This is a genomic window from Veillonella sp. ICM51a (genome assembly GCF_000524355.1).
In the GTDB taxonomy this organism is placed as follows: Bacteria; Bacillota; Negativicutes; order Veillonellales; family Veillonellaceae; genus Veillonella; species Veillonella atypica.
This window is the reverse complement of the sequence record NZ_JAPX01000009.1, coordinates 1-22,051: the sequence shown is the minus strand read 5'-3', so window position 1 is coordinate 22,051 and position 22,051 is coordinate 1. Positions and strand designations below refer to the sequence as shown.

Below are 22,051 nucleotides of genomic sequence, written 5' to 3'. Positions count from 1 at the left end.
TAGTAGTCAGTAAAGAGGGGACCTATATCAGAACACGATATATGTTAAGTTAAACTTACTTAAATTGATTGCAAAGGCTATCAAATAATGCTTGATCAGGTTTAACAACATCTTCAGTCAATGGACGTGGATGTGTACCACCATTAACTGCGGCCATAGCTTTTTCAAAGGAAGGTTTAGTCGTATCTTGATAGATAAGACCAGTAACCAAACCTTGTGTTTCACCTAATGTTTTAAGTGCAGTCGCACGGTCTGTTGGATCATATCCTTCTGGCAAGCTAGTCAAATGTTCTTTGAACCAGTCATAGCTATTGTGTTTGTTGTATGTAACACATGGGCTAAATACGTTGATGAAGGAGAAGCCTTCATGGTCCATAGCTTGTTGAATCAAATCAACGAGTTCAGCACGGTTAATCATATAACCTTGTGCAACAAATGTAGCACCTGCAGCGATAGCAGTTTCACAAACGGACAATGGTGATTCAAAAGCCCCACGAGGTGTTGTTTTTGTAACAAAACCGATATCGGAACGAGGGGATGCTTGACCTTTAGTCAAACCGTAAACATGATTATCCATAACGATATATGTCATGTTTACATTACGTTTGAAAGCATGAATAGTATGACCCATACCGATAGCGAACGCATCACCATCACCGGAACAAGCGATAACTTCTAAGTCTTGGTTAGCAAGTTTAACGCCTTGAGCGTATGGAAGCGCACGACCATGAGTTGTATGTGCACCATATGCATAGAAATAACCACCGATACGGCTAGAACAACCGATACCAGAGATAACTGCCAATTTTTCAGGTGGAATATTTTTTGCTACTACTGCATCAGTAATGGCAGCTTGTACCCCATAATGACCACAACCAGGACACCAGTTAGGGCGAATATCATTTCTGTAATCTTTAGCTGTTGTCATATTATAGGACCTCCTTAATTGCATTTTTCACATATGATTTTGTGAATGGATTACCATCATATTTCAAGCAGCTAGAAATTTTGGATTTCTTATGCATGTTGATTTTGAATAGGTTAGTCAATTGACCTGTTGCATTATGTTCTACAATAACAACTTTTTTAGCTGCATCCATGAATGGTTGCAATTGTTTTGCAGGGAATGGTTTAATCAAACGAAGTTGTAAATGGTTAACTTTAACGCCTTCTTGATCGAATTCAGCAACTGCTTCTTCGATAGCACCACGGCTAGAAGCCATACCTACAACGAGTACATCAGCTTCATCGTATTTTGCATTGTTCAAGAATGGTTCATAGTTATCAGCTACAGTTTCCAATTTGCGGAAACGTTTATCAGTTTGCGCTACGTGCATTGTAGGCGCTTCTGCTGGTTTACCTTCTTCATTATGTTCTAGACCAGTAGAAAGGAATAGACCATTTTTCATGCCAGGAATTGTACGAGGAGAAATGCCATCTTCTGTCAATTCAAAGCGTTTGAAGTAGTTAGGTTGTTCCAATTCAGGAAGGTCAGCTTCCTTCATCATTTTACCGCGATTAATAGGTACACGGTTCAAGTCGAATGTAGGAACGGATTGTTTATTCAAACCTTGTTGTAAGTCCGGCATAAAGATAACTGGGCATTGATACATTTCTGCCAAGTTGAAAGCTTTTTGAATTTCGTAGAAACATTCTTCGATGGATGTTGGAGAAATAACGATACCTGCATAATCGCCATGAGCGTTGTAGCAAGCCGCATCAATATCGGATTGTTCTACCTTTGTAGCCATACCTGTGGATGGGCCGGAACGTTGTACGTCGATAACAACCATAGGAAGTTCTGCCATGGATGCCATAGACAAGGATTCTGCCATCAAGGATAGACCAGGGCCAGAAGTACAAGTGAAACCACGAACACCTGCATATACACCGCCCATAGCAGTCATACAAGCTGCAATTTCATCTTCTGTTTGAACGATAGTAGCACCTAATTTATCCATGTTTTTAATCATGTATTCCATTACTTCAGATGCTGGAGTAATAGGATAAGATGCCATGAAACGGGAACCTGCTGCAATAGCACCAAGAGCACATGCTTCATTACCTAATAAGAACATTTGATCTTTCTTACCAGGAGCTGGTAATGTATCGATTTCTACATCACCTAATTTATCCATTACAAGGCTATGACCATCATCAAAAGCTGCCAAGTTTTTATCCACGATTTCTTGGGATTTTTTCGCAAATTTTGCAGCGATTGCATCTTTAAACATCTTAGTGTCGAAACCAAGAAGCGCTACGGACATACCAAGTGCTACGATATTACGCATCAACAAGGAACCTTGTTTCATTGCCGTTTCAGAGATTGGCAAGGATAAGCAGTTAACTTTGGAACCTTCAAATTTAGAAAAATCTGGTTTTACTTTACTATCGCAGATGATATAACCACCATCACGCACTTCAACACCATGCATATCAACAGTTTCTTGGTCAAGAGCCAACAAGAAGTCTACGCCTTCACCAATGGACATAACTTGTTCTAATGCAACGCGCAATGCGAAGGTAGTATGACCACCTTTGATACGGGATGCAAACAAACGTTGACTGTATAGAGAATATCCTTCTTTTGCAAGGATTGTAGCCATGATTTCGCCACAGCTCTCGATACCTTCACCTTGTTGTCCACCCATTTTCCAGATAAAATCTTTACGTTTTTGCAAGAGATTCACCCTCCTTAGGATATAATTACAATGCTGACAAGAGTCTACCCTATGTATATTAATTACAGCTAAGTAATAAACCTGTCTCATAGTGCAATTGTAACATGTATAGTAGACGTTTTACAATGTAACATTTCATAATTATTCTTCTTTAATACGTTCTATTACCGCATGTAGTCTATCAGTAGTAAAGAAAATTTCCTCTAATACTAGGCCTTGAGCCGGTGCTGTTTTTCCAATTTGCTTACGGTCCTTTGCAGCTAATAGTTCAGGAATTCGGGCCACTGATTTTCGGCCTAGCCCAATGTCCACTAATAAGCCAGCTATATTTCGAACCATATGATATAAAAATCCATCACCCACAACAGAAATATCGATACGACCCGCTTTCTCTTTAATACCGATGGCATAAATGGTTTTTACCGGATCTACGGGTGTTGTATTAGCCCCTTTCAATGTAGAAAAATCATGCATTCCTTCAAGAGCTTTGCCTGCTTGACGCATGGCTTCAACATCTAGAGGTTTCTTTACATGCCAATGATACCGCTGCCCCATAGGGTCTGCAATTTCACGATTATAAATGGAGTAAATATATTCCTTACCAAAAATGTTATGACGAGGTTTCCAATCTAATGGTATCTCAACAGCCTCTGTTACAACGATATCCTTTGGCAAATGGGCAATCGTCGCCCGTGGAATATTCTTTACCGGTATGGATCCCGATGTTTGAAATGCACAGACTTGAAAGCGTGCATGTACACCCGCATCGGTACGCGATGCACCATAAATTTGGATTGGTTCAGCACAAATAATAGATAATGCCTTCTCCAAAGCCCCTTGAACAGTAATCCCCTTATCAACAGATTGTTTCTGATAACCCGCTAAATCAGTACCATCATAGGCCACAATTAATCGTATATTCCGCATTATCCTAACCACCATAGGATTAATAAGATAGCCGTTACAATAAACACGGCTCCCAAGCCTACATAATCAACCCATGTAATGCTGAGTTCTTTCATACGCGTACGATTAACACCGCCGCGATAGCAACGTGCTTCCATAGCGATAGCCAATTCATCAGCACGGCGGAATGCACTAATAAATAATGGCACTAAGAGAGGTACCATATTTTTAGCTCGCTGAATAATCGAACCTGTTACAAAATCCGCACCACGAGCCGATTGGGCTTTCATAATACGATCTGTTTCATCAAGTAAGGTAGGAATAAAACGCAATGCAATGGTCATCATCATAGCTAGTTCATGAGCCGGCACACCGATGCGGCGGAATGGATTTAGTAAATGTTCAATGCCATCTGTCAGCCGTATAGGTGATGTCGTATAGGTTAGCAATGACGAGAATAAGATTAAGAATACTAATCGTGCCGCCATTTGCAAGCCCATAGCAAGTCCATTATCCGTAATATTAATGATGCCATAGGAGATGATGCTATTACCAGGAGTTGTAAAAATATGAATCCCCATTGTGAATACAATGATAATCCATAATGGTTTTATCGCATTCCACATCAAACGTAATGGCAGACGAGATAATAACATAGCACCAATGGTGAAAGCCGCCACAATGCCATATGCCAATGGTGTGTTCGCCAAGAATATGGCAACAACGAAAATAGTAGTGCCTATAATTTTTGCCCGTGGGTCCATGCGATGTAATAACGAGTTACCAGGGAAGAATTGGCCAATTGTAATATTATTTAACATGTTGACCTCCTTCTAGAATAGCTTGTACAGCATCATCTACGGTTAATACTTCGTTTGATACATCAAGGCCTCGGTTCCGCAATAATTCGATCAATACGGACACAGGTGGCACATCTACGCCAACCTGTTGTAATACATGGCGATGATGATTAAAGATATCTAACGGTTTACCATCCAGTACAATCTGACCCTTATCTAATACAATGAGACGATTCGCCATGCGTGAAATATCTTCCATATTATGAGATACGAGGATGACTGTTACATCTTTTTCCTTATGTAGTTTAATAATTTCATCAAAGATTTCTTCACGCCCAAATGGATCAAGGCCTGCAGAAGGTTCATCGAGTACAAGGAAATCCGGTTCCATCGCCACTACACCAGCTATGGCAACGCGGCGCATTTGACCGCCAGATAAATGAAACGGAGAACGTTCAGCATAGGTATCATAATCCAGACCTACAAAGGCCATAGCTTCACGCACTCGACGGTCTACCTCTTCTGCATCAAGGCCTAAGTTTTTTGGCCCAAATGCAATGTCTTCGGCAATCGTTTCCTCGAAAAGTTGATGTTCAGGATATTGGAATACCATGCCTACCTTATGACGCATATGTTTTGCTTCATCAGTTTTTTCACTTACGTCCACACCATTGACCGTCACTTTACCAGTCGTTGGATGCAATAAACCGTTGAGATGTTGCACAAATGTGGATTTACCCGATCCAGTATGTCCAATAATGCCAAGAAATTCACCATTTTCAATGGTCACCGAGATGCCCTTCAACGCTGTTTTCTCAAAAGGAGTACCCACACCATAGGTATAGGTAATATTATCTAATACAATAGCCATCAGTGTGCCTCCTTCGCATAGTACGTCGTTAATGCATCACCAAGTTCATCATTAGTAATGATATCATTAGGGATATCTACGCCCTTTTGAATGAGTTTCGATGCAACCTCTGCTGCAACAGGTACATCTAAGCCTAAATCTTTTAGCGTATCCACTTGAGTAAAGATTTCACGCGGTGTTCCCTCTTGTAATTTAACGCCATTTTTCATAACCACAACACGGTCTGCGGTTACCGCTTCCTCCATAAAATGGGTAATGATTACAATGGTAATACCTTCTTCTTTATTGAGTCTATGAATTGTTTCAAGAACCTCTAAACGCCCTTTTGGATCCAACATAGCAGTAGGTTCATCTAGTACGATACAATCTGGTTTCATAGCAAGTACACCAGCAATGGCAATCCGTTGCTTTTGACCTCCAGATAATAAATGCGGACCATGTTCCGCATATTCGGTCATGTTTACTGCAGCCAAAGCGTCATCAACACGTTTACGAATTTCAGCACTAGGTACGCCCAGATTCTCTGGACCAAATGCTACATCCTCTTCTACCACAGCTGCTACGATTTGATTATCTGGATTTTGGAATACCATGCCCACATGTTGGCGAATATTCCAGATATGTTCATCATTTAATGTGTCAAAACCACATACGGTAACATTTCCCGCTGTAGGTTGCAATAACACATTAAAATGCTTAGCCAATGTACTTTTACCACTGCCGTTAGTACCTATAATAGCCACAAATTCACCACGCCGTATGGTAAGACTCACATCATCTAGGGCACGCACGTCATTACCATTTTCATCAACATATAAATGGCTTAAATGATTGACCTCAATCATTGTTTCGTTTGATTTCATGAATAGCCTCGTATCTTTCTAGTCAATTTCGTTTTATGTGAAAGTTAACAATTAATCTTCCATCACTACGATAACTGCTACTATATAACGATATTTGTACTAGTCGATTGTACCATAAAATTGACAATAAAAAAACGGTGTTGCAACCGAAGTTACAACACCGTATGAGTTTGATTAAACTAACTCGATAATAGCGCAAGGTGCAGCGTCACCTTTGCGAAGACCAGTTTTGATTACACGAGTGTAACCACCTTGACGGTCTGCATATTTTGGAGCAATTGTATCAAACAATTTTTTTACTACGCTTTCATCCATGAGGTATGCAAGAACTTGGCGACGTGCATGAAGATCACCACGTTTAGCCAAAGTTACCATTTGATCAGCCAAAGAGCGAAGTTCTTTCGCTTTAGCTTCAGTAGTTTCGATACGCTCATATTGGAAGAAAGATGTTAACATGCTACGGAACAACGCTTTACGAGCGGAGCTATCGCGGCCTAATTTTCTGTACATTCGTCTTCCTCCTTATTCGCCTTTTTGCTTAAGATTAAATCCACCTGGGTGGTTGCTGAGTTTTTCAGCAATTTCGTCGATAGATTTTTTACCTAAGTTGCGAACTTTTCCTAAGTCATCAATGGTTTTGTCTAGCAAATCTGCAATTGTGTTGATACCAGCACGTTTCAAGCAGTTGTACGCACGAACAGAGAGTTCCAATTCATCGATGGAAATCTTAGCTGGGCCATCATCTTCTTGAACATCTTGAGGAGTAGGATCAACTACATCACCTTCAAGATTTTGATCGTCTAATTCAACAACACTTGTAGAGTGCGCTAATTTAGTGAAGTTCCCTAAATAACCAATCATAATGGCAGCAGATTTTGCCACTGCATCAGCAGCGGTAATGGAACCATCAGTCCAAACTTCTAATGTAAGTTTGTCGAAGTCCATTTCATTACCTACGCGAACATCACTCACTTCGTATTTAGCACGAAGAATTGGGGAGAAGATGGAATCAATTGGAATGCAACCGATAACATCTGTATCCTTTTTATTCTTAGTAGAAGGAACATAGCCCTTACCACGTTCGATTACTACGTCCATTACTAAATGAGCTGTTTCATCCATTGTCGCAATCACGAGCTCTGGATTCAATACTTCTACTTCTGGTGGAAATTGTTCAGCCAAATCTGCAGCTGTTAATACACCATCCTTTTGGAAATCAAAGTGAACTTCCAATGGCCATTCTGCATCTTCTTCAAGCTTAATGCACAATTGCTTTAAGTTAAGGATGATATCCGTAACATCTTCGCGGATACCAGGAATAGTAGAGAATTCATGAAGAACCCCATCAATTTTGATAGAGGTGATAGCTGCCCCATCCAAGGATGAAAGCAAAATTCTGCGCAAGCTATTACCGAGAGTGATACCATAGCCACGATCTAATGGTTCGCATACGAATTTACCATAGCGACCGCCTTCGGCGATGTCCACTTTCTCGATTTTAAGTTTCTTTTCTTCGCTCATCAGGAACATCCTCCTATATAACACACGTTCTTAGTTTAATTATAGCACGGCCGTCAAAACGGCCGTCTATATATTATACACGACGGCGTTTTGGAGGGCGACAACCATTGTGAGGAATTGGAGTTACGTCTTTAATGGAAGTAACTTCAAGACCTGCAGCTTGTAAAGCACGGATTGCAGCTTCACGGCCGGATCCAGGACCTTTTACAAATACTTCAACAGTGCGAAGACCATGTTCCATTGCAGCTTTAGCAGCTTGTTCAGCAGCCATTTGAGCAGCGAATGGAGTGGATTTACGGGAACCACGGAAGCCCAAGCCACCAGCGGAAGCCCAAGACAACGCATTACCGTTTGTATCTGTCAAAGTTACGATAGTGTTATTGAATGTAGAACGAATATGAGCCGCACCGGATTCAATATGTTTCTTTTCTTTTCTTTTTGTTCTAACAACTTTTTTAGCCACGCTTTATCCCTCCTTTATCTTATTTCTTTTTACCAGCAATTGCTTTTCTAGGACCTTTGCGAGTACGTGCATTCGTTTTAGTACGTTGACCACGAAGTGGTAAACCCATACGATGACGTTTGCCTCGATAGGAGTTGATTTCAATCAAGCGTTTAATGTTAAGTGCTTCTTCACGACGAAGGTCACCTTCTACTTTATAATCAGCATCTAACACTTCACGAATTTTCGCTACTTCATCTTCAGAAAGATCGCGAACACGTGTGTCAGGATTGATACCAGTTTTAGCTAGAATTTCGTCTGCTAAAGTAGGACCAATACCATAAATATAAGTTAAACCAATTTCCACTCGTTTATCACGAGGTAAATCTACACCGGCGATACGTGCCATTTAAATCTCCACCTCCTATCAGATTATCCTTGTTTTTGTTTATGTTTTGGATTTTCGCAAATAACCATTACGCGGCCTTTGCGTTTAATGATTTTACATTTTTCGCATATCTTTTTAACTGATGGTTGAACCTTCATTAGTACCTCCTTTGTGGACCCTATGCTTATTTAAAGCGATAGGTGATGCGACCACGATTTAAGTCATATGGTGTCAGTTCCATAGTAACTTTATCACCAGGAAGAATACGGATAAAATTCATACGCATTTTACCTGACACGTGAGCTAATACCACATGACCATTTTCCAATTCTACTTGGAACATAGCATTAGGTAATGCTTCTACTACCGTACCTTCCACCTCAATAACGTCTTCTTTTGACATATTTTTTCCTCCGGTTACCTGTTTATTTAATTAACCGCGGTTCATCACGCATGGTTAATATTTCAGGGCCGTTTTCTGTAACAACCACTGTATGTTCGAAATGAGCAGCTGGTTTACCATCAATGGTAACTGCCGTCCAGTCATCACCCAACACACGAACTTTATAAGAACCTAATGTAATCATTGGTTCAATACACAATACCATACCTGGTTTCATCACAGGACCGTGGTCCGGATTACCATAGTTTGGAATTTGTGGATCTTCATGCATTTCACGGCCTAAACCATGACCAACGAAGTCGCGAACGACACCGTAACCATGTTTCTCACAATACGTTTGAACAGCGTGACCGATAGCACCGATATGGTTACCAACTTTCACTTGTTCGATTCCCTTGAACAGACTTTCCTCTGTTACTTTTAACAATTTCATCACATCTGGTTTGACATGACCAATTGGAATTGTCACAGCCGAATCGCCGTGATATCCATCAATAGATGCTACAAGATCAATACTGAGGACATCACCGTTTTTAAGCTTACGCTTAGCGCTCGGAATACCATGAACAACTTCTTCATTGATAGAAGCACAGATTGTAGCAGGGAACCCATAGTACCCTTTACAACTTGGTATACCACCGTGGCTGCGAATATATTCTTCGGCAATTGTATCTAACTCAAGCGTCGTGATGCCAGGTTTAGCCTTTTCTACTAACAAGGACAACGTGTCTGCTGTAAGCTTGCTTGCCTTGCGGATACATTCAATTTCATGGGCAGATTTCAAAATAATCATGGATTATTTCTCCAAAGCCTTAATGATGTCAGCAAATACTGCGTCTACATCTTGTAAACCATTAATTTCTTGATACAAACCGCTATTACGATAGTAATCAATTAATGGTTTAGTAGATTCTTCGTACACAGCTAGACGTTTCTGTACTGTTTCAGGGTTATCATCAGCACGATTTTCAAGAACTGCTCGTTCACTAATGCGTTTAACAAGTTCTTCAGAAGGAACATTTAAGTTAAGCACAGCGTCCAAAGAAATTCCTAATTCTTTTAAGATTGCATCCAAGGATACAGCTTGCGCTGTAGTTCTTGGGAATCCATCAAGAATAAATCCAGATTTGCAGTCATCTTTAACCAAGCGATCACGTACGATACCAACAGTTACACTGTCTGGTACCAATTGACCAGCATCGATATATTTCTTAGCCTCAACTCCAAGAGGTGTTTCGTTCTTAATCGCAGCGCGGAACATATCACCTGTTGAAATTTGGGGAATACCGTATTTTTCAATAAGTCGAGCTGCCTGTGTGCCTTTACCAGCACCAGGAGGTCCCATTAATAAAATATACATTCTGTTTCCCTCCTATTTTACAAAGCCCTTATAGTGGCGTGTTACCATAAGTGACTCAATTTGTTGCATTGTATCAAGTGCTACACCTACAACGATCAAGAGAGCTGTACCACCAAAGTATACGCCTTGCACGCCTGTAATCGTACCGAGGAAATTCGGTATGATAGCGACGATAGCTAAGAATACAGCACCAGCCAATGTAATCTTGGTCATCACGTTATCCACATAATCAGCAGTAGGTTTACCCGCACGAATACCAGGGATAAAACCACCGTATTTTTTCATATTATCTGCCATATCTGTAATGTTGATAGAGATTGCAGTATAGAAGTATGTAAAGATAAAAATCAATATTGCATACAATGCCGTTTGTAACGGCGTTCCCCATGTGAATAAATCCGCAATTTTATGAACGAAATCGTTTTCAATAAATTGCGCAATCGTTACAGGGAACATCAACACAGATGACGCAAAGATAATTGGAATTACACCTGCCTGATTGACTTTCAACGGCAAGAATGTAGAGTGACCACCGTACATTTTACGACCAACTACGCGTTTAGCATATTGAATCGGAATACGACGTTGGCCTTGCGTAACTGCTACTACAACAGCAATCATTGCAATTGCAATTACAGCAAATAAGAATGCTTGGAACATGTTAATTGTTCCAGTTTGTATATATTGGTAAATGGTTTGAAGACCATCTGGTAAACGAGCTACGATACCAGCAAAGATAATCAAGGAAATACCATTACCAATGCCATATGCTGTGATTTGTTCGCCAATCCACATCAACAAGCATGTGCCTGCTGTTAGGATGATAGCTACAACAAATACACTAAGGATATCATTATTTACGAGAGCGGAATTTGCACGTAATGCAAACGCCATGCCAAAGGCTTGGACAAAACCTAAAACAACCGTACCATAACGAGTTACCTTCGCAATTTTTTTACGGCCCTCTTCACCATCTTTACTCCACGCTTCAAACTGTGGAACTACAGCTTGAAGTAGTTGCATGATGATGGAAGCATTAATGTAAGGTGTAATACTCATTGCAAAGATAGAGAACTTACTTAGCGCACCACCAGCAAACAAGTCTAATAGACCGAATAGGTTACCGGATGTAAACAAAGATTCAATTACAGATGCATCTACACCAGGTACGGGGATGTGAATGCCGGCTCTAAACACGGCAAACATCATCAATGTGTACAAAATCTTATTACGCAACTCGGTAATCTTAAAGATGTTTGAGAGGCTATCTAGCAAACTAGATCACCTCTACTTTTCCGCCTGCTGCTGTGATTTTTTCTTCAGCAGATTTTGTGAAGCCGTTAGCAATAACAGTTAGGTTTTTAGTTTCCAAAGAACCATTACCTAAGATGCGGATGCCATCGCGTACGTTTTTCAAAATACCAGCTTCAATAAGAGCTACTGGATCAACTGTTGCACCGTCTTCAAAACGGTTCAATTGTTCTACGTTAACTTCAGCATATTGTTTAGCAAAAACGTTGTTGAAACCACGTTTTGGTAAACGACGATAAAGAGGCATTTGGCCGCCTTCAAAACCGGAGCGAACGCCACCGCCAGAACGGGAGTTTTGACCTTTTTGACCACGACCAGATGTTTTACCCAAGCCAGAACCTAAACCACGGCCTACACGAGTACGAGTTTTTTTGGAACCAGCTGCTGGTTGTAATTCATGAAGTTTCATTCAGTGCACCTCCTTATCAGTATTAAACTTCTTCAACTTTTACTAAATGTCTAACTTTGTGAAGCATACCTTGAATTTGAGGTGTTACTTCTTTTACGACTTGAGAATTAGTTTTTTTCAAGCCCAAAGCTTTAACTGTCGCGCGTTGATCTTCAGGACGACCGATTAAGCTTCTTGTTAATGTTACTTTAACTTGTGCCATTTCTTGTCTCCTTATTACGCGTTATAGATTTCTTCAACGGATTTACCGCGAAGTTCAGCAACTTCGCTAGCACGTTTCAAATCTTTCAAACCTTCAATTGTAGCACGAACCATATTGTTAGGGTTAGAAGAGCCCAAAGATTTAGTTAAGATGTTACGAACACCAACCAATTCCAATACGGCACGAACAGGGCCACCAGCGATAACGCCAGTACCTTCAGCAGCTGGTTTCAAGAATACGCGGCCTGCGCCGAATACGCCTGTTACGCTGTGAGGGATTGTACCATTTTTAACTGCTACGTTTACGATATTTTTCTTAGCATCATCGATACCTTTGCGGATAGCTTCAGGTACTTCCGCAGCTTTACCTAAGCCAACGCCTACATAACCGTTGCCATCACCAACAACTACAAGTGCGCTGAAGGAAAAACGACGACCGCCTTTAACTACTTTGGCTACGCGGTTGATGAATACTACTCTTTCTTTAAGATCAAGACTGGTGTAGTCAATTCTCGCCATGTCTATAGTTCCTCCTTCTTAGAATTTTAAGCCTGCTTCACGAGCACCTTCTGCAAGTGCTGCTACGCGACCATGATAAATGTAACCACCACGGTCAAACACTACAGTGTCAATACCTTTAGCGATAGCTTTTTTAGCAACTGCTTCACCAACAGCTTTAGCAGCAGCAATGTTACCACCATAGGATAAGTTTAAATCTTTATCTAAAGAGCTAGCAGCTACTAATGTTGTACCTGCTACGTCATCGATAACTTGAGCGTAAATGTTGCTCAAGCTGCGATATACGTTCAAACGTGGACAAGTTGCCGTACCAGAAATATGGCGGCGAATACGAAGATGACGTTTTGCTCGAGCGATGTTTCTACTAGATTTACGAGGCAAGATATTCACTCCTTTCATTCATATAGATGATATTACTATTTACCTTTTGCACCAGCTTTACCAGCTTTACGACGAACAACTTCGCCTTCATAGCGGATACCTTTACCTTTGTAAGGTTCAGGTTTTCTCCATTTACGGATATCAGCTGCTACTGCACCTACAACTTCTTTGTCTGCACCAGACACAACGATTTTGTTAGGAGCTGGAACTTCAATTGTAATACCAGCTGGAGCTTCCATCTCTACCGGATGAGAGAAGCCAAGTGTAAGAGCCAATTTATTGCCTTGTTTAGCCGCTCTGTAACCAACACCGTTGATTTCAAGAGTTTTTGTAAATCCTTCTGCTACGCCTGTTACCATATTAGCAACAAGAGCGCGAGTCAAACCGTGAAGGGCACGATGAGCTTTATCTTCGGAAGGACGAGCTACTGTGATTGTGTTACCTTCTACAGTGATGATCATATCTGGATGCAAATCGCGAGATAATTCACCTTTAGGACCTTTTACGTTCATATGATGGTTATCATATGTAACAGTAACGCCTGCAGGAATCTCGATAGGCATTCTACCGATACGTGACATTATTTCTACCTCCTATTGCTACTATTACCAAACGTATGCGATTACTTCGCCACCAAGACCTTCTTTACGAGCTTGTTTGTCGCTCATAACGCCTTTGGATGTAGAAATAACTGCGATACCCAAACCACCAAGTACACGAGGAAGTTCTTCCTTTTTCGCGTAAACACGTAAACCTGGTTTGGAAATACGTTTAATTCCTGTAATAACTTTTTCGTTATTGGAACCATATTTCAAAGTTACTTTTAAAGTGTTTTCTTCTTTTTCAACGTTCTTTACGAAACCTTCTTGTAAAAGGATTTCAAGAACTGCTGCTTTCATTCTAGATGCAGGAATGTTTACCGTTTCGTGAAGTGCAGCATTTGCATTACGGATGCGCGTAAGCATATCCGCGATAGGATCGGTCATTACCATAATCTAAAAACCTCCTCTCGTCTAATATTACCAGCTGGCTTTTTTAACACCAGGAATTTGTCCTTTGTACGCCAATTCACGGAACGCAATACGGCTGATACCGAATTTACGCATATAGCCGTGAGGACGACCAGTTAAGTTGCAACGATTGTGCAAACGTGTTGGGGATGCATTAGCTGGTAATTTGGACAAGCCTTCATAATCACCTGCTGCTTTAAGCGCCGCACGTTTAGCTGCATATTTTTCAACGATTTTAGCGCGTTTCTTTTCGCGTTCAATCATAGATTTTTTAGCCATCTATATGTTCCTCCTATTATTTTTCAAAAGGCATACCGAATTGAGTCAACAATTCACGAGCTTCTTCATCTGTTTTAGCACTTGTTACTACGATGATATCCATACCAGTAACGCGTTCTACCTGATCATATTCGATTTCAGGGAAGATGAGCTGTTCTTTAAGACCCAAAGCGTAGTTACCACGGCCATCAAATGCAGTTGCGCTGATACCGCGGAAGTCACGTACACGAGGTAATGCCGCATTGATCAATTTATCAAGGAATTCATACATGCGTTCGCCACGAAGAGTAACTTTTGTACCCAACGCCATGCCTTCACGAACTTTAAAGTTCGCAATAGATTTTTTAGCTTTTGTGATTACAGGTTTTTGACCAGCAATAATTGTTAAGTCATTAACTGCAGCTTCTAAAGCTTTTGCATTGCCTACAGCATCGCCAACGCCGATGTTGATAACGATTTTTTCCAATTTAGGAATTTCCATTACGTTGCCGTATTGGAATTTTTCTTGCATACTCTTTTTAATTTCAGAGTTGTATTGTTCAAATAAACGAGACATTTATGTAGCTCCTCCTTTCCTGATTATTTAAGTACTGTACCGGATTTAACAGTTGCACGAACGAATTTACCGTCTTTACCTTCAACTTTTTTGATACGAGTAGCTGTTTTGGTTTCTGGGTCAACAACCATTACGTTAGAAACATGGATACCAGCTTCTTTAGTAACGATGCCGCCTTGTGGGTTAGCTTGAGAAGGTTTTGTGTGACGTTTTACAGTGTTTACGCCTTCAACAAATACGCGTTCTTTTTTAGGTTCAGTAGCAATTACTGTACCTTGCTTACCTTTATCTTTACCGGAGATAACAACAACTGTATCGCCTTTTTTGATTTGTAATTTAGCCATATGCTGCGTTCCTCCTTCTTATAATACTTCTGGAGCTAAGGAAACGATTTTCATGAAGTCTTTTTCACGAAGTTCTCTAGCTACAGGTCCGAAGATACGAGTACCACGAGGGGTTTTATCTTCTTTAATAACTACTGCTGCGTTTTCATCAAAACGGATATAGGAACCGTCTTGACGGCGGATACCTTTTTTAGAACGAACAATAACAGCTTTGACTACGTCGCCTTTCTTGACAACGCCACCGGGTGATGCATCTTTTACAGAAGCAACGATTACGTCACCGATATTGCCGAATTTGCGATAAGAACCGCCCATGACTTGGATGCACATAATACGTTTTGCACCAGTGTTGTCGGCAACATTCAAAATTGTTTGTTGCTGGATCATCGTCTATTCCTCCTTACATCACTCTTATTTTTGTCTTTCAAGAATTTCAACAACTCTCCAACATTTATCTTTAGAAAGTGGACGAGTTTCTACAATTTTAACTGTATCACCAATGCGGCACTCATTATTTTCATCATGAGCTTTAAAGCGTTTATTGCTAACCATTGGCTTATTATATAATGCGTGAGGTACTTTACGTTCTACAGCAACAACAACAGTTTTTTCCATTTTGTTGCTAACAACTTTACCTACGCGGACTTTACGTACGTTTCTTTCTTCTGCCACGATTTTAAGCCTCCTTTTCAAACTTTAACAAATCTGTCATTATGCGTTTTCAGATTTAAGTTCAACTTCACGTTGTACAGTTTTAATACGAGCGATTGTCTTCTTAACTTCACGAATGCGCATAGGATTCTCTAATTGACCTGTTGCAAGCTGAAAACGGAGGTTAAATAACTCTTCCTTAAGACCGGAAACTTTTTGTTCCATTTCGGCAGCGCTCATATTGCGAATGTCATTAACCTTCATTTACGTCACCACCCAATTCTTTACCCTTAACAACAAATTTGCATTTGATTGGAAGTTTATGGCTTGCAAGACGCATAGCTTCACGAGCTACAGCTTCTGGCACACCGTCCATTTCAAACATTACACGACCTGGTTTAACTACTGCTACCCAGTATTCAGGAGAACCTTTACCGGAACCCATACGAGTACCAGCTGGTTTAGCTGTGATTGGTTTGTCAGGGAAAATTTTAATCCATACTTGACCGCCACGTTTGATATAACGAGTCATAGCAATACGAGCAGCTTCGATTTGACGGTTTGTGATCCAAGATGGTTCGCATGCTACCAAGCCGAACTCACCATGAGACACTGTATTACCGCGCATAGCACGACCTTTCATACGGCCGCGGAATTGCTTACGATGTTTTACACGCTTTGGAATAAGCATTACTTGCCACCTTCTTCCTTCTTAGCAGGTTGTTTTGCTTCTGGCAAAACTTCACCTTTGTAAATCCATACTTTAATGCCGATACAACCATAAGTTGTATGAGCTTCAGCAGTACCGTAGTCGATATTTGCACGAAGTGTATGCAATGGAATGGAACCTTCACGGTAGGATTCGCTACGAGCGATTTCAGCGCCACCAAGACGACCGCTAACCATGATTTTGATACCTTTTGCACCTAAGCGCATTGTACGACCAACAGCTTGTTTCATTGCACGGCGGAAACCGATACGACGTTCCAATTGGCCAGCAATATTTTCTGCAACAAGAACTGCATCCATGTCTGCTTGTTTAATTTCTGCAATGTTTACGTCAACTTGTTTATCAGTGAAACGAGTCATTGCTTTTTTGATATCTTCGATACCAGCACCACCACGACCGATAACCATACCTGGTTTTGCAGTGTGGATAGTCAATTTAATACGTTTATTTGTACGCTCGATTTCAATGCGGGAAATACCAGCAATGAAAAGGGTTTCTTTCAAGAAGTTACGAATTTTTACGTCTTCATGAAGATTAGCAGCGAAATCTTTTTCTGCATACCACTTTGCGTCCCAATCTTTTACGATACCGACACGCAAACCGTGTGGATTAACTTTTTGACCCACTCTGTTTCCCTCCTTCTTAAGCTCTTTCTTTAACTACTACTGTTACGTGGCTAGTGCGTTTCAAAATTTTGAAAGCTTGTCCACGGGAACGAGGATGAATACGTTTCAATGTAGGACCTTGATCAACGAAGATCTCGGATACATATAAGTTATCCACATTCATATCAAAATTGTGTTCTGCATTTGCGATTGCGGAACGCATAACTTTTTCGACTACATCAGCGCCAACTTTCGGAGTGAACTTCAAGATGGCAAATGCCTCGCCGATGTTTTTACCGCGCACTAAATCAGCAACGATACGGATTTTACGAGGCGCGATTCGGATATGTCTAGCGATTGCTTTTGCTTCCATTAATTATTCCTCCTATTTTTTGCCTGTAGATTTTTCGTCCTTACCGTGACCTTTGAAAGTACGTGTAGGAGCGAATTCACCTAATTTATGACCTACCATATCTTCTGTAATAAATACAGGTACATGTTTGCGACCATCATGCACAGCAATTGTGTGGCCTACAAAACTAGGGATAATAGTAGAGGCACGGGACCAGGTTTTTACAACTTTCTTTTCGTTAGTTTCGTTTAAAGCATCAACTTTCTTAAGCAAATGATCTGCTACGAAAGGGCCTTTTTTAATAGATCTGGACACTATTTTATCTCCTTTCCTTTATCCTATTTTGTACGACGTTTAATGATTAAGCTGTTAGAAGCTTTTTTCTTGTCGCGAGTTTTAACACCATGTGCTGGTTTGCCCCAAGGTGTAACAGGATGTTTACGACCAACAGGAGATTTACCTTCACCACCACCATGTGGATGGTCACAAGGGTTCATTACAACACCACGGTTACCAGGACGAACGCCCATCCAACGATGACGACCAGCTTTACCAATTACTAGGTTGCTGTGTTCAGCGTTGCCTACAACACCTACAGTTGCACGGCATTCTTGACGTACGCGGCGCATTTCGCCAGATGGTAAACGAAGAATAGCATAGCCATTATCTTTACCCATCAATTGAGCGGATGTACCAGCGGAACGAACGATTTGACCGCCTTTACCGATTTTTAATTCGATGTTGTGGATTTGAGTACCGTCTGGGATATTAGCCAATGGTAAGCAGTTACCAGGTTTAATATCAGATTCAGGACCGGAGAATACAACGTCACCAACTTTTAAGCCGTTAGGAGCTAAAATATAACGTTTTTCACCATCAGCGTAGTTAAGCAAAGCGATACGAGAAGAACGGTTAGGATCATACTCGATTGTTGCTACTTTAGCTGGGATATTATCTTTAGTACGTTTGAAGTCAATGATACGGTATTGACGTTTATGACCGCCACCTTGGTGACGAACTGTCATTTTACCAGTATTATTACGACCACCTTTTTGGGAAATCTTAGCTAACAAAGATTTTTCTGGTTTGCTTGCTGTGATTTCGTCGAAGGCGGATACTGTCATAAACCGGCGACCAGCGGAGTACGGTTTAAATGATTTAATTGCCATTAGTGGGCCTCCTTACAACTAGACTCTTAGACACCTTCAAATAATGTAATGGATTCGCCAGCTTTTAAAGTTACGATAGCTTTTTTGTAATCGCTACGTTTACCTTGTGTACGACCCATGCGTTTAGTTTTGCCTAATACGCGAATAGTAGCTACTTTTTCTACTTTTACATTGAAGATTTTTTCAACAGCTTGACGGATTTGCACTTTATTTGCAGTCAAAGGCACGCGGAACGTGTATTTGTTTTCTTCCATAAGCTTTGTGGATTTTTCGGTAATAACCGGACGGATTAGTACATCATGTAATTGCATTATCCAAGTACCTCCTCAATTTTTGCGACAGCGCCTTTAGTAATGAAGAGCTTATCGTAATGAAGAAGATCGAAAATGTTCATACCTTCGCAAGCCAATGCTTTAACACCTTGGATGTTGCGAGCGGAACGTTCAACATTTACATCACCTTCAGTGATGAACAATACTTTTGCATCGCCAACATTGAAGCTATTGATAATATTCAATACTTCTTTTGTTTTAGGAGCTGCTAATGTGATTTCTTCCAAAACGTATAATTCGCTATTATTTACCTTATCGCTAAGAGCAGATTTAACTGCTAAACGTCTAGCCTTACGAGGCATAGCTTTGTAATAGCTGCGAGGTTGTGGACCAAATGTAGTACCGCCACCAATCCAGATTGGGGAACGGCTGGAACCGGAACGTGCACGACCAGTACCTTTTTGTTTCCAAGGTTTACGGCCACCGCCACGAACCATACCTCTAGTTTTTGTTGCATGTGTGCCGAGACGTTCGTTAGACAATTGACGAACTACGGCTTGATGCATAACGGCTTCGTTTACTTCAACGCCGAATACTGCATCGTTTAACTGTATTTCACCGACTTTAACGCCGGATTGATTATATGTTGCTACTGTAGGCATTACATAATCCTCCTTTCGACAAATGATTATTTAACAGGTTTAACCGTGTTGCGAACCATAACCAAGCTACCTTTAGCGCCTGGGATACCACCTTTAACCAATAAAAGGTTACGTTCAGCATCAACTTTCACAACGGATAAGCGTTGTACGGTAACTCTGTAACCACCCATTTGTCCAGGGAGTTTTTTACCTTTGTATACCTTACCGCCGCCACCGGAGATCATAGGACCGATGGAACCAGGTTCACGGTGAGATTTGGAGCCATGAGTTTCAGGACCACGAGAGAAATTATGGCGTTTAATTGTGCCAGCAAAACCCTTACCTTTACCTGTACCTACTACGTCCACCAATTCACCTTCTGCGAAGATATCAGCTGCCAGAGTTTGGCCTACTGTGTAGTCAGCTGCACTGTCAACGCGAACTTCGCGAAGATATTTAACTGGAGCTACGCCAGCTTTGTCGAACTGACCTTTTACAGGTTTTGTTAAATGTTTTTCTTTAATGGAACCGTAACCAATTTGTACTGCTTCATAACCGTCTGTTTCAACAGTCTTAACGCGCACTACAACGCTTGGGGTAGTTTCCACTACTGTTACAGGAACTAATTGGCCTTCAGCTGTGAAGACTTGTGTCATTCCTAATTTTTTACCCAAAATAGCTTTAGACATTATCGCACCTCCTTATAGTTTTATTTCAATAGATACACCAGCTGGTAAATCTAAACGAGTGATAGCATCTACTGTTTTCGAATTTGGTTCAAGAATATCGATCAAGCGTTTATGTGTACGCATTTCGAATTGTTCACGGGAATCTTTGTTAACGTGTACGGAACGAAGAATCGTGAAGATATTCTTTTCTGTTGGCAATGGAATCGGACCAGATACCATAGCGCCATTTCTTTTTGCAGTGTCTACGATCTTAGCAGCGCTTTGATCGAGAGCTTTGTGGTCGTATGCCTTAAGGCGAATACGGATTTTTTGCTGTTTAGCCATTATTAATAATTCCTCCTGTCGTCCATTTCGTGAATGAACTGCTCCATAGAAATTCTCCTCCGCAGAGGCAACCTTCTACTTCATAGTTTGAAAACACAACACGAGAGCGGCAGAACATGCCGCTCTTACATGTCGTGGATATTGTGCCCAACGCATCACTACGATGAGCATAAAAGGTTAAATTAACCTTCGATTTCAGTTACAACGCCAGCGCCTACTGTATGGCCACCTTCGCGAATCGCGAAACGAAGACCTTCTTCGATAGCGATTGGAGTAATCAATTCGATATTCATTGTTACGTTATCGCCAGGCATACACATTTCTACACCTTCAGGAAGGTTTACAACACCTGTTACGTCTGTTGTACGGAAGTAGAATTGTGGACGGTAGTTGGAGAAGAATGGAGTATGACGGCCACCTTCTTCTTTAGTCAAAACGTATACTTCTGCTTTGAATTTTGTATGTGGGTTGATGGAACCTGGTTTAGCCAATACTTGACCACGTTCGATGTCTTTACGGTCAACACCACGAAGCAATGCACCAACGTTGTCGCCTGCTACTGCAGAGTCCAAAGTTTTGCGGAACATTTCAAGACCAGTTACAACGTATTGTTCAGCTTTTTCTTTCAAGCCTACAACTTCTACTGTGTCGCCTACATTTACTTGACCACGTTCAACACGGCCAGTTGCTACTGTACCACGACCAGTGATTGTGAATACGTCTTCCACAGGCATCAAGAAAGGTTTGTCAGTATCACGAACTGGAGTTGGGATGTAGGAATCTACAGCTGCCATCAATTCGTCGATTTTAGCTACATATTGAGCGTCGCCTTCCAAAGCTTTCAAAGCGGAACCTACAATGATAGGTACTTCGTCGCCAGGGAATTCGTAGGAGGAAAGAAGTTCACGAACTTCCATTTCTACTAATTCGATCAATTCTTCGTCGTCAACCATGTCAGCTTTGTTCAAGAATACTACGATTGCAGGAACACCAACTTGGCGAGCCAACAAGATGTGTTCGCGAGTTTGAGGCATAGGGCCGTCAGCTGCGGAACATACCAAGATAGCGCCGTCCATTTGAGCCGCACCAGTGATCATGTTTTTAACATAGTCAGCATGGCCTGGGCAGTCAACGTGTGCATAGTGACGGTTTTCAGTTTCGTATTCAACGTGTGCAGTGTTGATTGTGATACCACGTTCACGTTCTTCTGGAGCTTTATCGATCATGCTGTAATCTTGGAAATCAGCTTGGCCTTTTTCAGCCAATACTTTAGTGATTGCAGCAGTCAAAGTAGTTTTACCATGGTCAACGTGACCGATAGTACCAATGTTAACATGCGGTTTCGTACGTTCAAATTTTTCTTTTGCCATTTT

37 protein-coding genes are annotated in these 22,051 nt (G+C 41.1%); all 37 read right to left on the bottom strand.

Features of this window, described 5'->3' with window-relative positions:
• Positions 1 to 55: 55 nt before the first annotated feature.
• The 37 genes from HMPREF1504_RS01195 to tuf all read right to left on the bottom strand — a co-directional run bounded on the left by HMPREF1504_RS01195 (position 56) and on the right by tuf (position 22,048).
• The gene (locus HMPREF1504_RS01195; RefSeq protein WP_005382786.1) at positions 56 to 928 is read right to left on the bottom strand and encodes a 2-oxoacid:ferredoxin oxidoreductase subunit beta; all 873 of its coding nucleotides are present in this window, start codon (positions 926 to 928) and stop codon (positions 56 to 58) included.
• A gap of 1 nt (position 929) precedes the next feature.
• Positions 930 to 2,681 (bottom strand): 2-oxoacid:acceptor oxidoreductase subunit alpha, encoded by a 1,752-nt coding sequence (locus HMPREF1504_RS01190; RefSeq protein ID WP_038122724.1) that lies wholly within the window; start codon positions 2,679 to 2,681, stop codon positions 930 to 932.
• Positions 2,682 to 2,822: 141 nt separating this feature from the next.
• On the bottom strand, positions 2,823 to 3,608 hold the full coding sequence (truA, locus tag HMPREF1504_RS01185) for a tRNA pseudouridine(38-40) synthase TruA (RefSeq protein WP_038122722.1): 786 nt from the start codon (positions 3,606 to 3,608) through the stop codon (positions 2,823 to 2,825).
• The gene (locus HMPREF1504_RS01180) at positions 3,608 to 4,408 is read right to left on the bottom strand and encodes an energy-coupling factor transporter transmembrane protein EcfT (RefSeq protein WP_005376984.1); all 801 of its coding nucleotides are present in this window, start codon (positions 4,406 to 4,408) and stop codon (positions 3,608 to 3,610) included. The genes truA and HMPREF1504_RS01180 overlap by 1 nt, the downstream gene beginning before the upstream one ends.
• A complete protein-coding gene (locus HMPREF1504_RS01175; RefSeq protein WP_005381679.1) occupies positions 4,398 to 5,258 on the bottom strand; it encodes an energy-coupling factor transporter ATPase in 861 nt (286 codons plus the stop codon). Before HMPREF1504_RS01175 ends, HMPREF1504_RS01180 begins: the two co-directional genes overlap by 11 nt.
• Positions 5,258 to 6,121 (bottom strand): energy-coupling factor transporter ATPase, encoded by an 864-nt coding sequence (locus HMPREF1504_RS01170; RefSeq protein WP_005381708.1) that lies wholly within the window; start codon positions 6,119 to 6,121, stop codon positions 5,258 to 5,260. The genes HMPREF1504_RS01175 and HMPREF1504_RS01170 overlap by 1 nt, the downstream gene beginning before the upstream one ends.
• Positions 6,122 to 6,295: 174 nt before the next feature.
• A complete protein-coding gene (gene rplQ / locus HMPREF1504_RS01165; RefSeq protein ID WP_005377090.1) occupies positions 6,296 to 6,631 on the bottom strand; it encodes a 50S ribosomal protein L17 in 336 nt (111 codons plus the stop codon).
• A 12-nt stretch (positions 6,632 to 6,643) separates the two neighbouring features.
• Positions 6,644 to 7,642, bottom strand: coding sequence for a DNA-directed RNA polymerase subunit alpha (locus HMPREF1504_RS01160; protein WP_005381705.1), 999 nt, complete (start codon positions 7,640 to 7,642; stop codon positions 6,644 to 6,646).
• A 73-nt stretch (positions 7,643 to 7,715) separates the two neighbouring features.
• Positions 7,716 to 8,105 (bottom strand): 30S ribosomal protein S11, encoded by a 390-nt coding sequence (gene rpsK, locus HMPREF1504_RS01155; protein ID WP_004695151.1) that lies wholly within the window; start codon positions 8,103 to 8,105, stop codon positions 7,716 to 7,718.
• A gap of 19 nt (positions 8,106 to 8,124) precedes the next feature.
• The gene (gene rpsM, locus HMPREF1504_RS01150) at positions 8,125 to 8,493 is read right to left on the bottom strand and encodes a 30S ribosomal protein S13 (RefSeq protein ID WP_005377185.1); all 369 of its coding nucleotides are present in this window, start codon (positions 8,491 to 8,493) and stop codon (positions 8,125 to 8,127) included.
• A 23-nt stretch (positions 8,494 to 8,516) separates the two neighbouring features.
• Positions 8,517 to 8,630, bottom strand: coding sequence for a 50S ribosomal protein L36 (gene rpmJ / locus HMPREF1504_RS01145; RefSeq protein WP_004695148.1), 114 nt, complete (start codon positions 8,628 to 8,630; stop codon positions 8,517 to 8,519).
• 26 nt (positions 8,631 to 8,656) lie between these two features.
• Positions 8,657 to 8,875, bottom strand: coding sequence for a translation initiation factor IF-1 (gene infA, locus HMPREF1504_RS01140; protein WP_005377071.1), 219 nt, complete (start codon positions 8,873 to 8,875; stop codon positions 8,657 to 8,659).
• A gap of 22 nt (positions 8,876 to 8,897) precedes the next feature.
• The gene (gene map / locus HMPREF1504_RS01135) at positions 8,898 to 9,668 is read right to left on the bottom strand and encodes a type I methionyl aminopeptidase (protein WP_005377194.1); all 771 of its coding nucleotides are present in this window, start codon (positions 9,666 to 9,668) and stop codon (positions 8,898 to 8,900) included.
• 3 nt (positions 9,669 to 9,671) lie between these two features.
• Positions 9,672 to 10,235: an adenylate kinase gene (locus HMPREF1504_RS01130; RefSeq protein ID WP_004695145.1), complete on the bottom strand. Its 564-nt coding sequence runs from the start codon at positions 10,233 to 10,235 to the stop codon at positions 9,672 to 9,674.
• A gap of 12 nt (positions 10,236 to 10,247) precedes the next feature.
• A complete protein-coding gene (secY, locus tag HMPREF1504_RS01125; RefSeq protein WP_005377189.1) occupies positions 10,248 to 11,510 on the bottom strand; it encodes a preprotein translocase subunit SecY in 1,263 nt (420 codons plus the stop codon).
• A gap of 1 nt (position 11,511) precedes the next feature.
• The gene (rplO, locus tag HMPREF1504_RS01120) at positions 11,512 to 11,955 is read right to left on the bottom strand and encodes a 50S ribosomal protein L15 (protein WP_005381674.1); all 444 of its coding nucleotides are present in this window, start codon (positions 11,953 to 11,955) and stop codon (positions 11,512 to 11,514) included.
• A 22-nt stretch (positions 11,956 to 11,977) separates the two neighbouring features.
• Positions 11,978 to 12,157, bottom strand: coding sequence for a 50S ribosomal protein L30 (gene rpmD, locus HMPREF1504_RS01115; RefSeq protein ID WP_005377126.1), 180 nt, complete (start codon positions 12,155 to 12,157; stop codon positions 11,978 to 11,980).
• Positions 12,158 to 12,171: 14 nt separating this feature from the next.
• Positions 12,172 to 12,675, bottom strand: coding sequence for a 30S ribosomal protein S5 (rpsE, locus tag HMPREF1504_RS01110; protein ID WP_005377091.1), 504 nt, complete (start codon positions 12,673 to 12,675; stop codon positions 12,172 to 12,174).
• Between the two features lie 18 nt (positions 12,676 to 12,693).
• Complete coding sequence (gene rplR, locus HMPREF1504_RS01105) at positions 12,694 to 13,074, bottom strand: 50S ribosomal protein L18 (RefSeq protein WP_005382771.1); 381 nt, start codon at positions 13,072 to 13,074, stop codon at positions 12,694 to 12,696.
• Between the two features lie 17 nt (positions 13,075 to 13,091).
• Positions 13,092 to 13,637 (bottom strand): 50S ribosomal protein L6, encoded by a 546-nt coding sequence (rplF, locus tag HMPREF1504_RS01100; RefSeq protein WP_005377036.1) that lies wholly within the window; start codon positions 13,635 to 13,637, stop codon positions 13,092 to 13,094.
• 24 nt (positions 13,638 to 13,661) lie between these two features.
• Complete coding sequence (gene rpsH / locus HMPREF1504_RS01095; protein WP_005377044.1) at positions 13,662 to 14,048, bottom strand: 30S ribosomal protein S8; 387 nt, start codon at positions 14,046 to 14,048, stop codon at positions 13,662 to 13,664.
• A 27-nt stretch (positions 14,049 to 14,075) separates the two neighbouring features.
• A complete protein-coding gene (rpsN, locus tag HMPREF1504_RS01090) occupies positions 14,076 to 14,345 on the bottom strand; it encodes a 30S ribosomal protein S14 (RefSeq protein WP_005377140.1) in 270 nt (89 codons plus the stop codon).
• Positions 14,346 to 14,361: 16 nt separating this feature from the next.
• The gene (gene rplE / locus HMPREF1504_RS01085; RefSeq protein ID WP_005377127.1) at positions 14,362 to 14,901 is read right to left on the bottom strand and encodes a 50S ribosomal protein L5; all 540 of its coding nucleotides are present in this window, start codon (positions 14,899 to 14,901) and stop codon (positions 14,362 to 14,364) included.
• Between the two features lie 23 nt (positions 14,902 to 14,924).
• Positions 14,925 to 15,245 (bottom strand): 50S ribosomal protein L24, encoded by a 321-nt coding sequence (gene rplX / locus HMPREF1504_RS01080; RefSeq protein ID WP_004695118.1) that lies wholly within the window; start codon positions 15,243 to 15,245, stop codon positions 14,925 to 14,927.
• Positions 15,246 to 15,263: 18 nt separating this feature from the next.
• Complete coding sequence (rplN, locus tag HMPREF1504_RS01075) at positions 15,264 to 15,632, bottom strand: 50S ribosomal protein L14 (RefSeq protein ID WP_005376994.1); 369 nt, start codon at positions 15,630 to 15,632, stop codon at positions 15,264 to 15,266.
• A gap of 24 nt (positions 15,633 to 15,656) precedes the next feature.
• A complete protein-coding gene (rpsQ, locus tag HMPREF1504_RS01070; RefSeq protein WP_005377034.1) occupies positions 15,657 to 15,917 on the bottom strand; it encodes a 30S ribosomal protein S17 in 261 nt (86 codons plus the stop codon).
• A gap of 39 nt (positions 15,918 to 15,956) precedes the next feature.
• Positions 15,957 to 16,160: a 50S ribosomal protein L29 gene (gene rpmC, locus HMPREF1504_RS01065; RefSeq protein ID WP_004695115.1), complete on the bottom strand. Its 204-nt coding sequence runs from the start codon at positions 16,158 to 16,160 to the stop codon at positions 15,957 to 15,959.
• Positions 16,150 to 16,587 carry a 50S ribosomal protein L16 gene (gene rplP, locus HMPREF1504_RS01060; protein ID WP_005377168.1) on the bottom strand — a complete coding sequence of 146 codons (438 nt, stop codon included), beginning with the start codon at positions 16,585 to 16,587 and terminating at the stop codon, positions 16,150 to 16,152. Before rplP ends, rpmC begins: the two co-directional genes overlap by 11 nt.
• Positions 16,587 to 17,252: a 30S ribosomal protein S3 gene (gene rpsC / locus HMPREF1504_RS01055; RefSeq protein WP_005377155.1), complete on the bottom strand. Its 666-nt coding sequence runs from the start codon at positions 17,250 to 17,252 to the stop codon at positions 16,587 to 16,589. The genes rplP and rpsC overlap by 1 nt, the downstream gene beginning before the upstream one ends.
• 16 nt (positions 17,253 to 17,268) lie before the next feature.
• Positions 17,269 to 17,604 carry a 50S ribosomal protein L22 gene (gene rplV, locus HMPREF1504_RS01050; protein WP_004695112.1) on the bottom strand — a complete coding sequence of 112 codons (336 nt, stop codon included), beginning with the start codon at positions 17,602 to 17,604 and terminating at the stop codon, positions 17,269 to 17,271.
• A gap of 12 nt (positions 17,605 to 17,616) precedes the next feature.
• A complete protein-coding gene (gene rpsS / locus HMPREF1504_RS01045; RefSeq protein WP_005377144.1) occupies positions 17,617 to 17,898 on the bottom strand; it encodes a 30S ribosomal protein S19 in 282 nt (93 codons plus the stop codon).
• A 23-nt stretch (positions 17,899 to 17,921) separates the two neighbouring features.
• Positions 17,922 to 18,752: a 50S ribosomal protein L2 gene (gene rplB, locus HMPREF1504_RS01040; RefSeq protein WP_005377128.1), complete on the bottom strand. Its 831-nt coding sequence runs from the start codon at positions 18,750 to 18,752 to the stop codon at positions 17,922 to 17,924.
• Between the two features lie 26 nt (positions 18,753 to 18,778).
• Entirely contained in the window at positions 18,779 to 19,063 is a 285-nt protein-coding gene (rplW, locus tag HMPREF1504_RS01035) for a 50S ribosomal protein L23 (protein ID WP_005376990.1), read from the bottom strand.
• Entirely contained in the window at positions 19,063 to 19,686 is a 624-nt protein-coding gene (gene rplD, locus HMPREF1504_RS01030; protein ID WP_005377066.1) for a 50S ribosomal protein L4, read from the bottom strand. The genes rplW and rplD overlap by 1 nt, the downstream gene beginning before the upstream one ends.
• Positions 19,687 to 19,712: 26 nt before the next feature.
• Positions 19,713 to 20,354 carry a 50S ribosomal protein L3 gene (rplC, locus tag HMPREF1504_RS01025; RefSeq protein WP_005377130.1) on the bottom strand — a complete coding sequence of 214 codons (642 nt, stop codon included), beginning with the start codon at positions 20,352 to 20,354 and terminating at the stop codon, positions 19,713 to 19,715.
• A 12-nt stretch (positions 20,355 to 20,366) separates the two neighbouring features.
• A complete protein-coding gene (gene rpsJ, locus HMPREF1504_RS01020; RefSeq protein ID WP_004695100.1) occupies positions 20,367 to 20,678 on the bottom strand; it encodes a 30S ribosomal protein S10 in 312 nt (103 codons plus the stop codon).
• Between the two features lie 182 nt (positions 20,679 to 20,860).
• Positions 20,861 to 22,048 (bottom strand): elongation factor Tu, encoded by a 1,188-nt coding sequence (tuf, locus tag HMPREF1504_RS01015; protein ID WP_005377009.1) that lies wholly within the window; start codon positions 22,046 to 22,048, stop codon positions 20,861 to 20,863.
• Between the last annotated feature and the right edge of the window lie 3 nt (positions 22,049 to 22,051).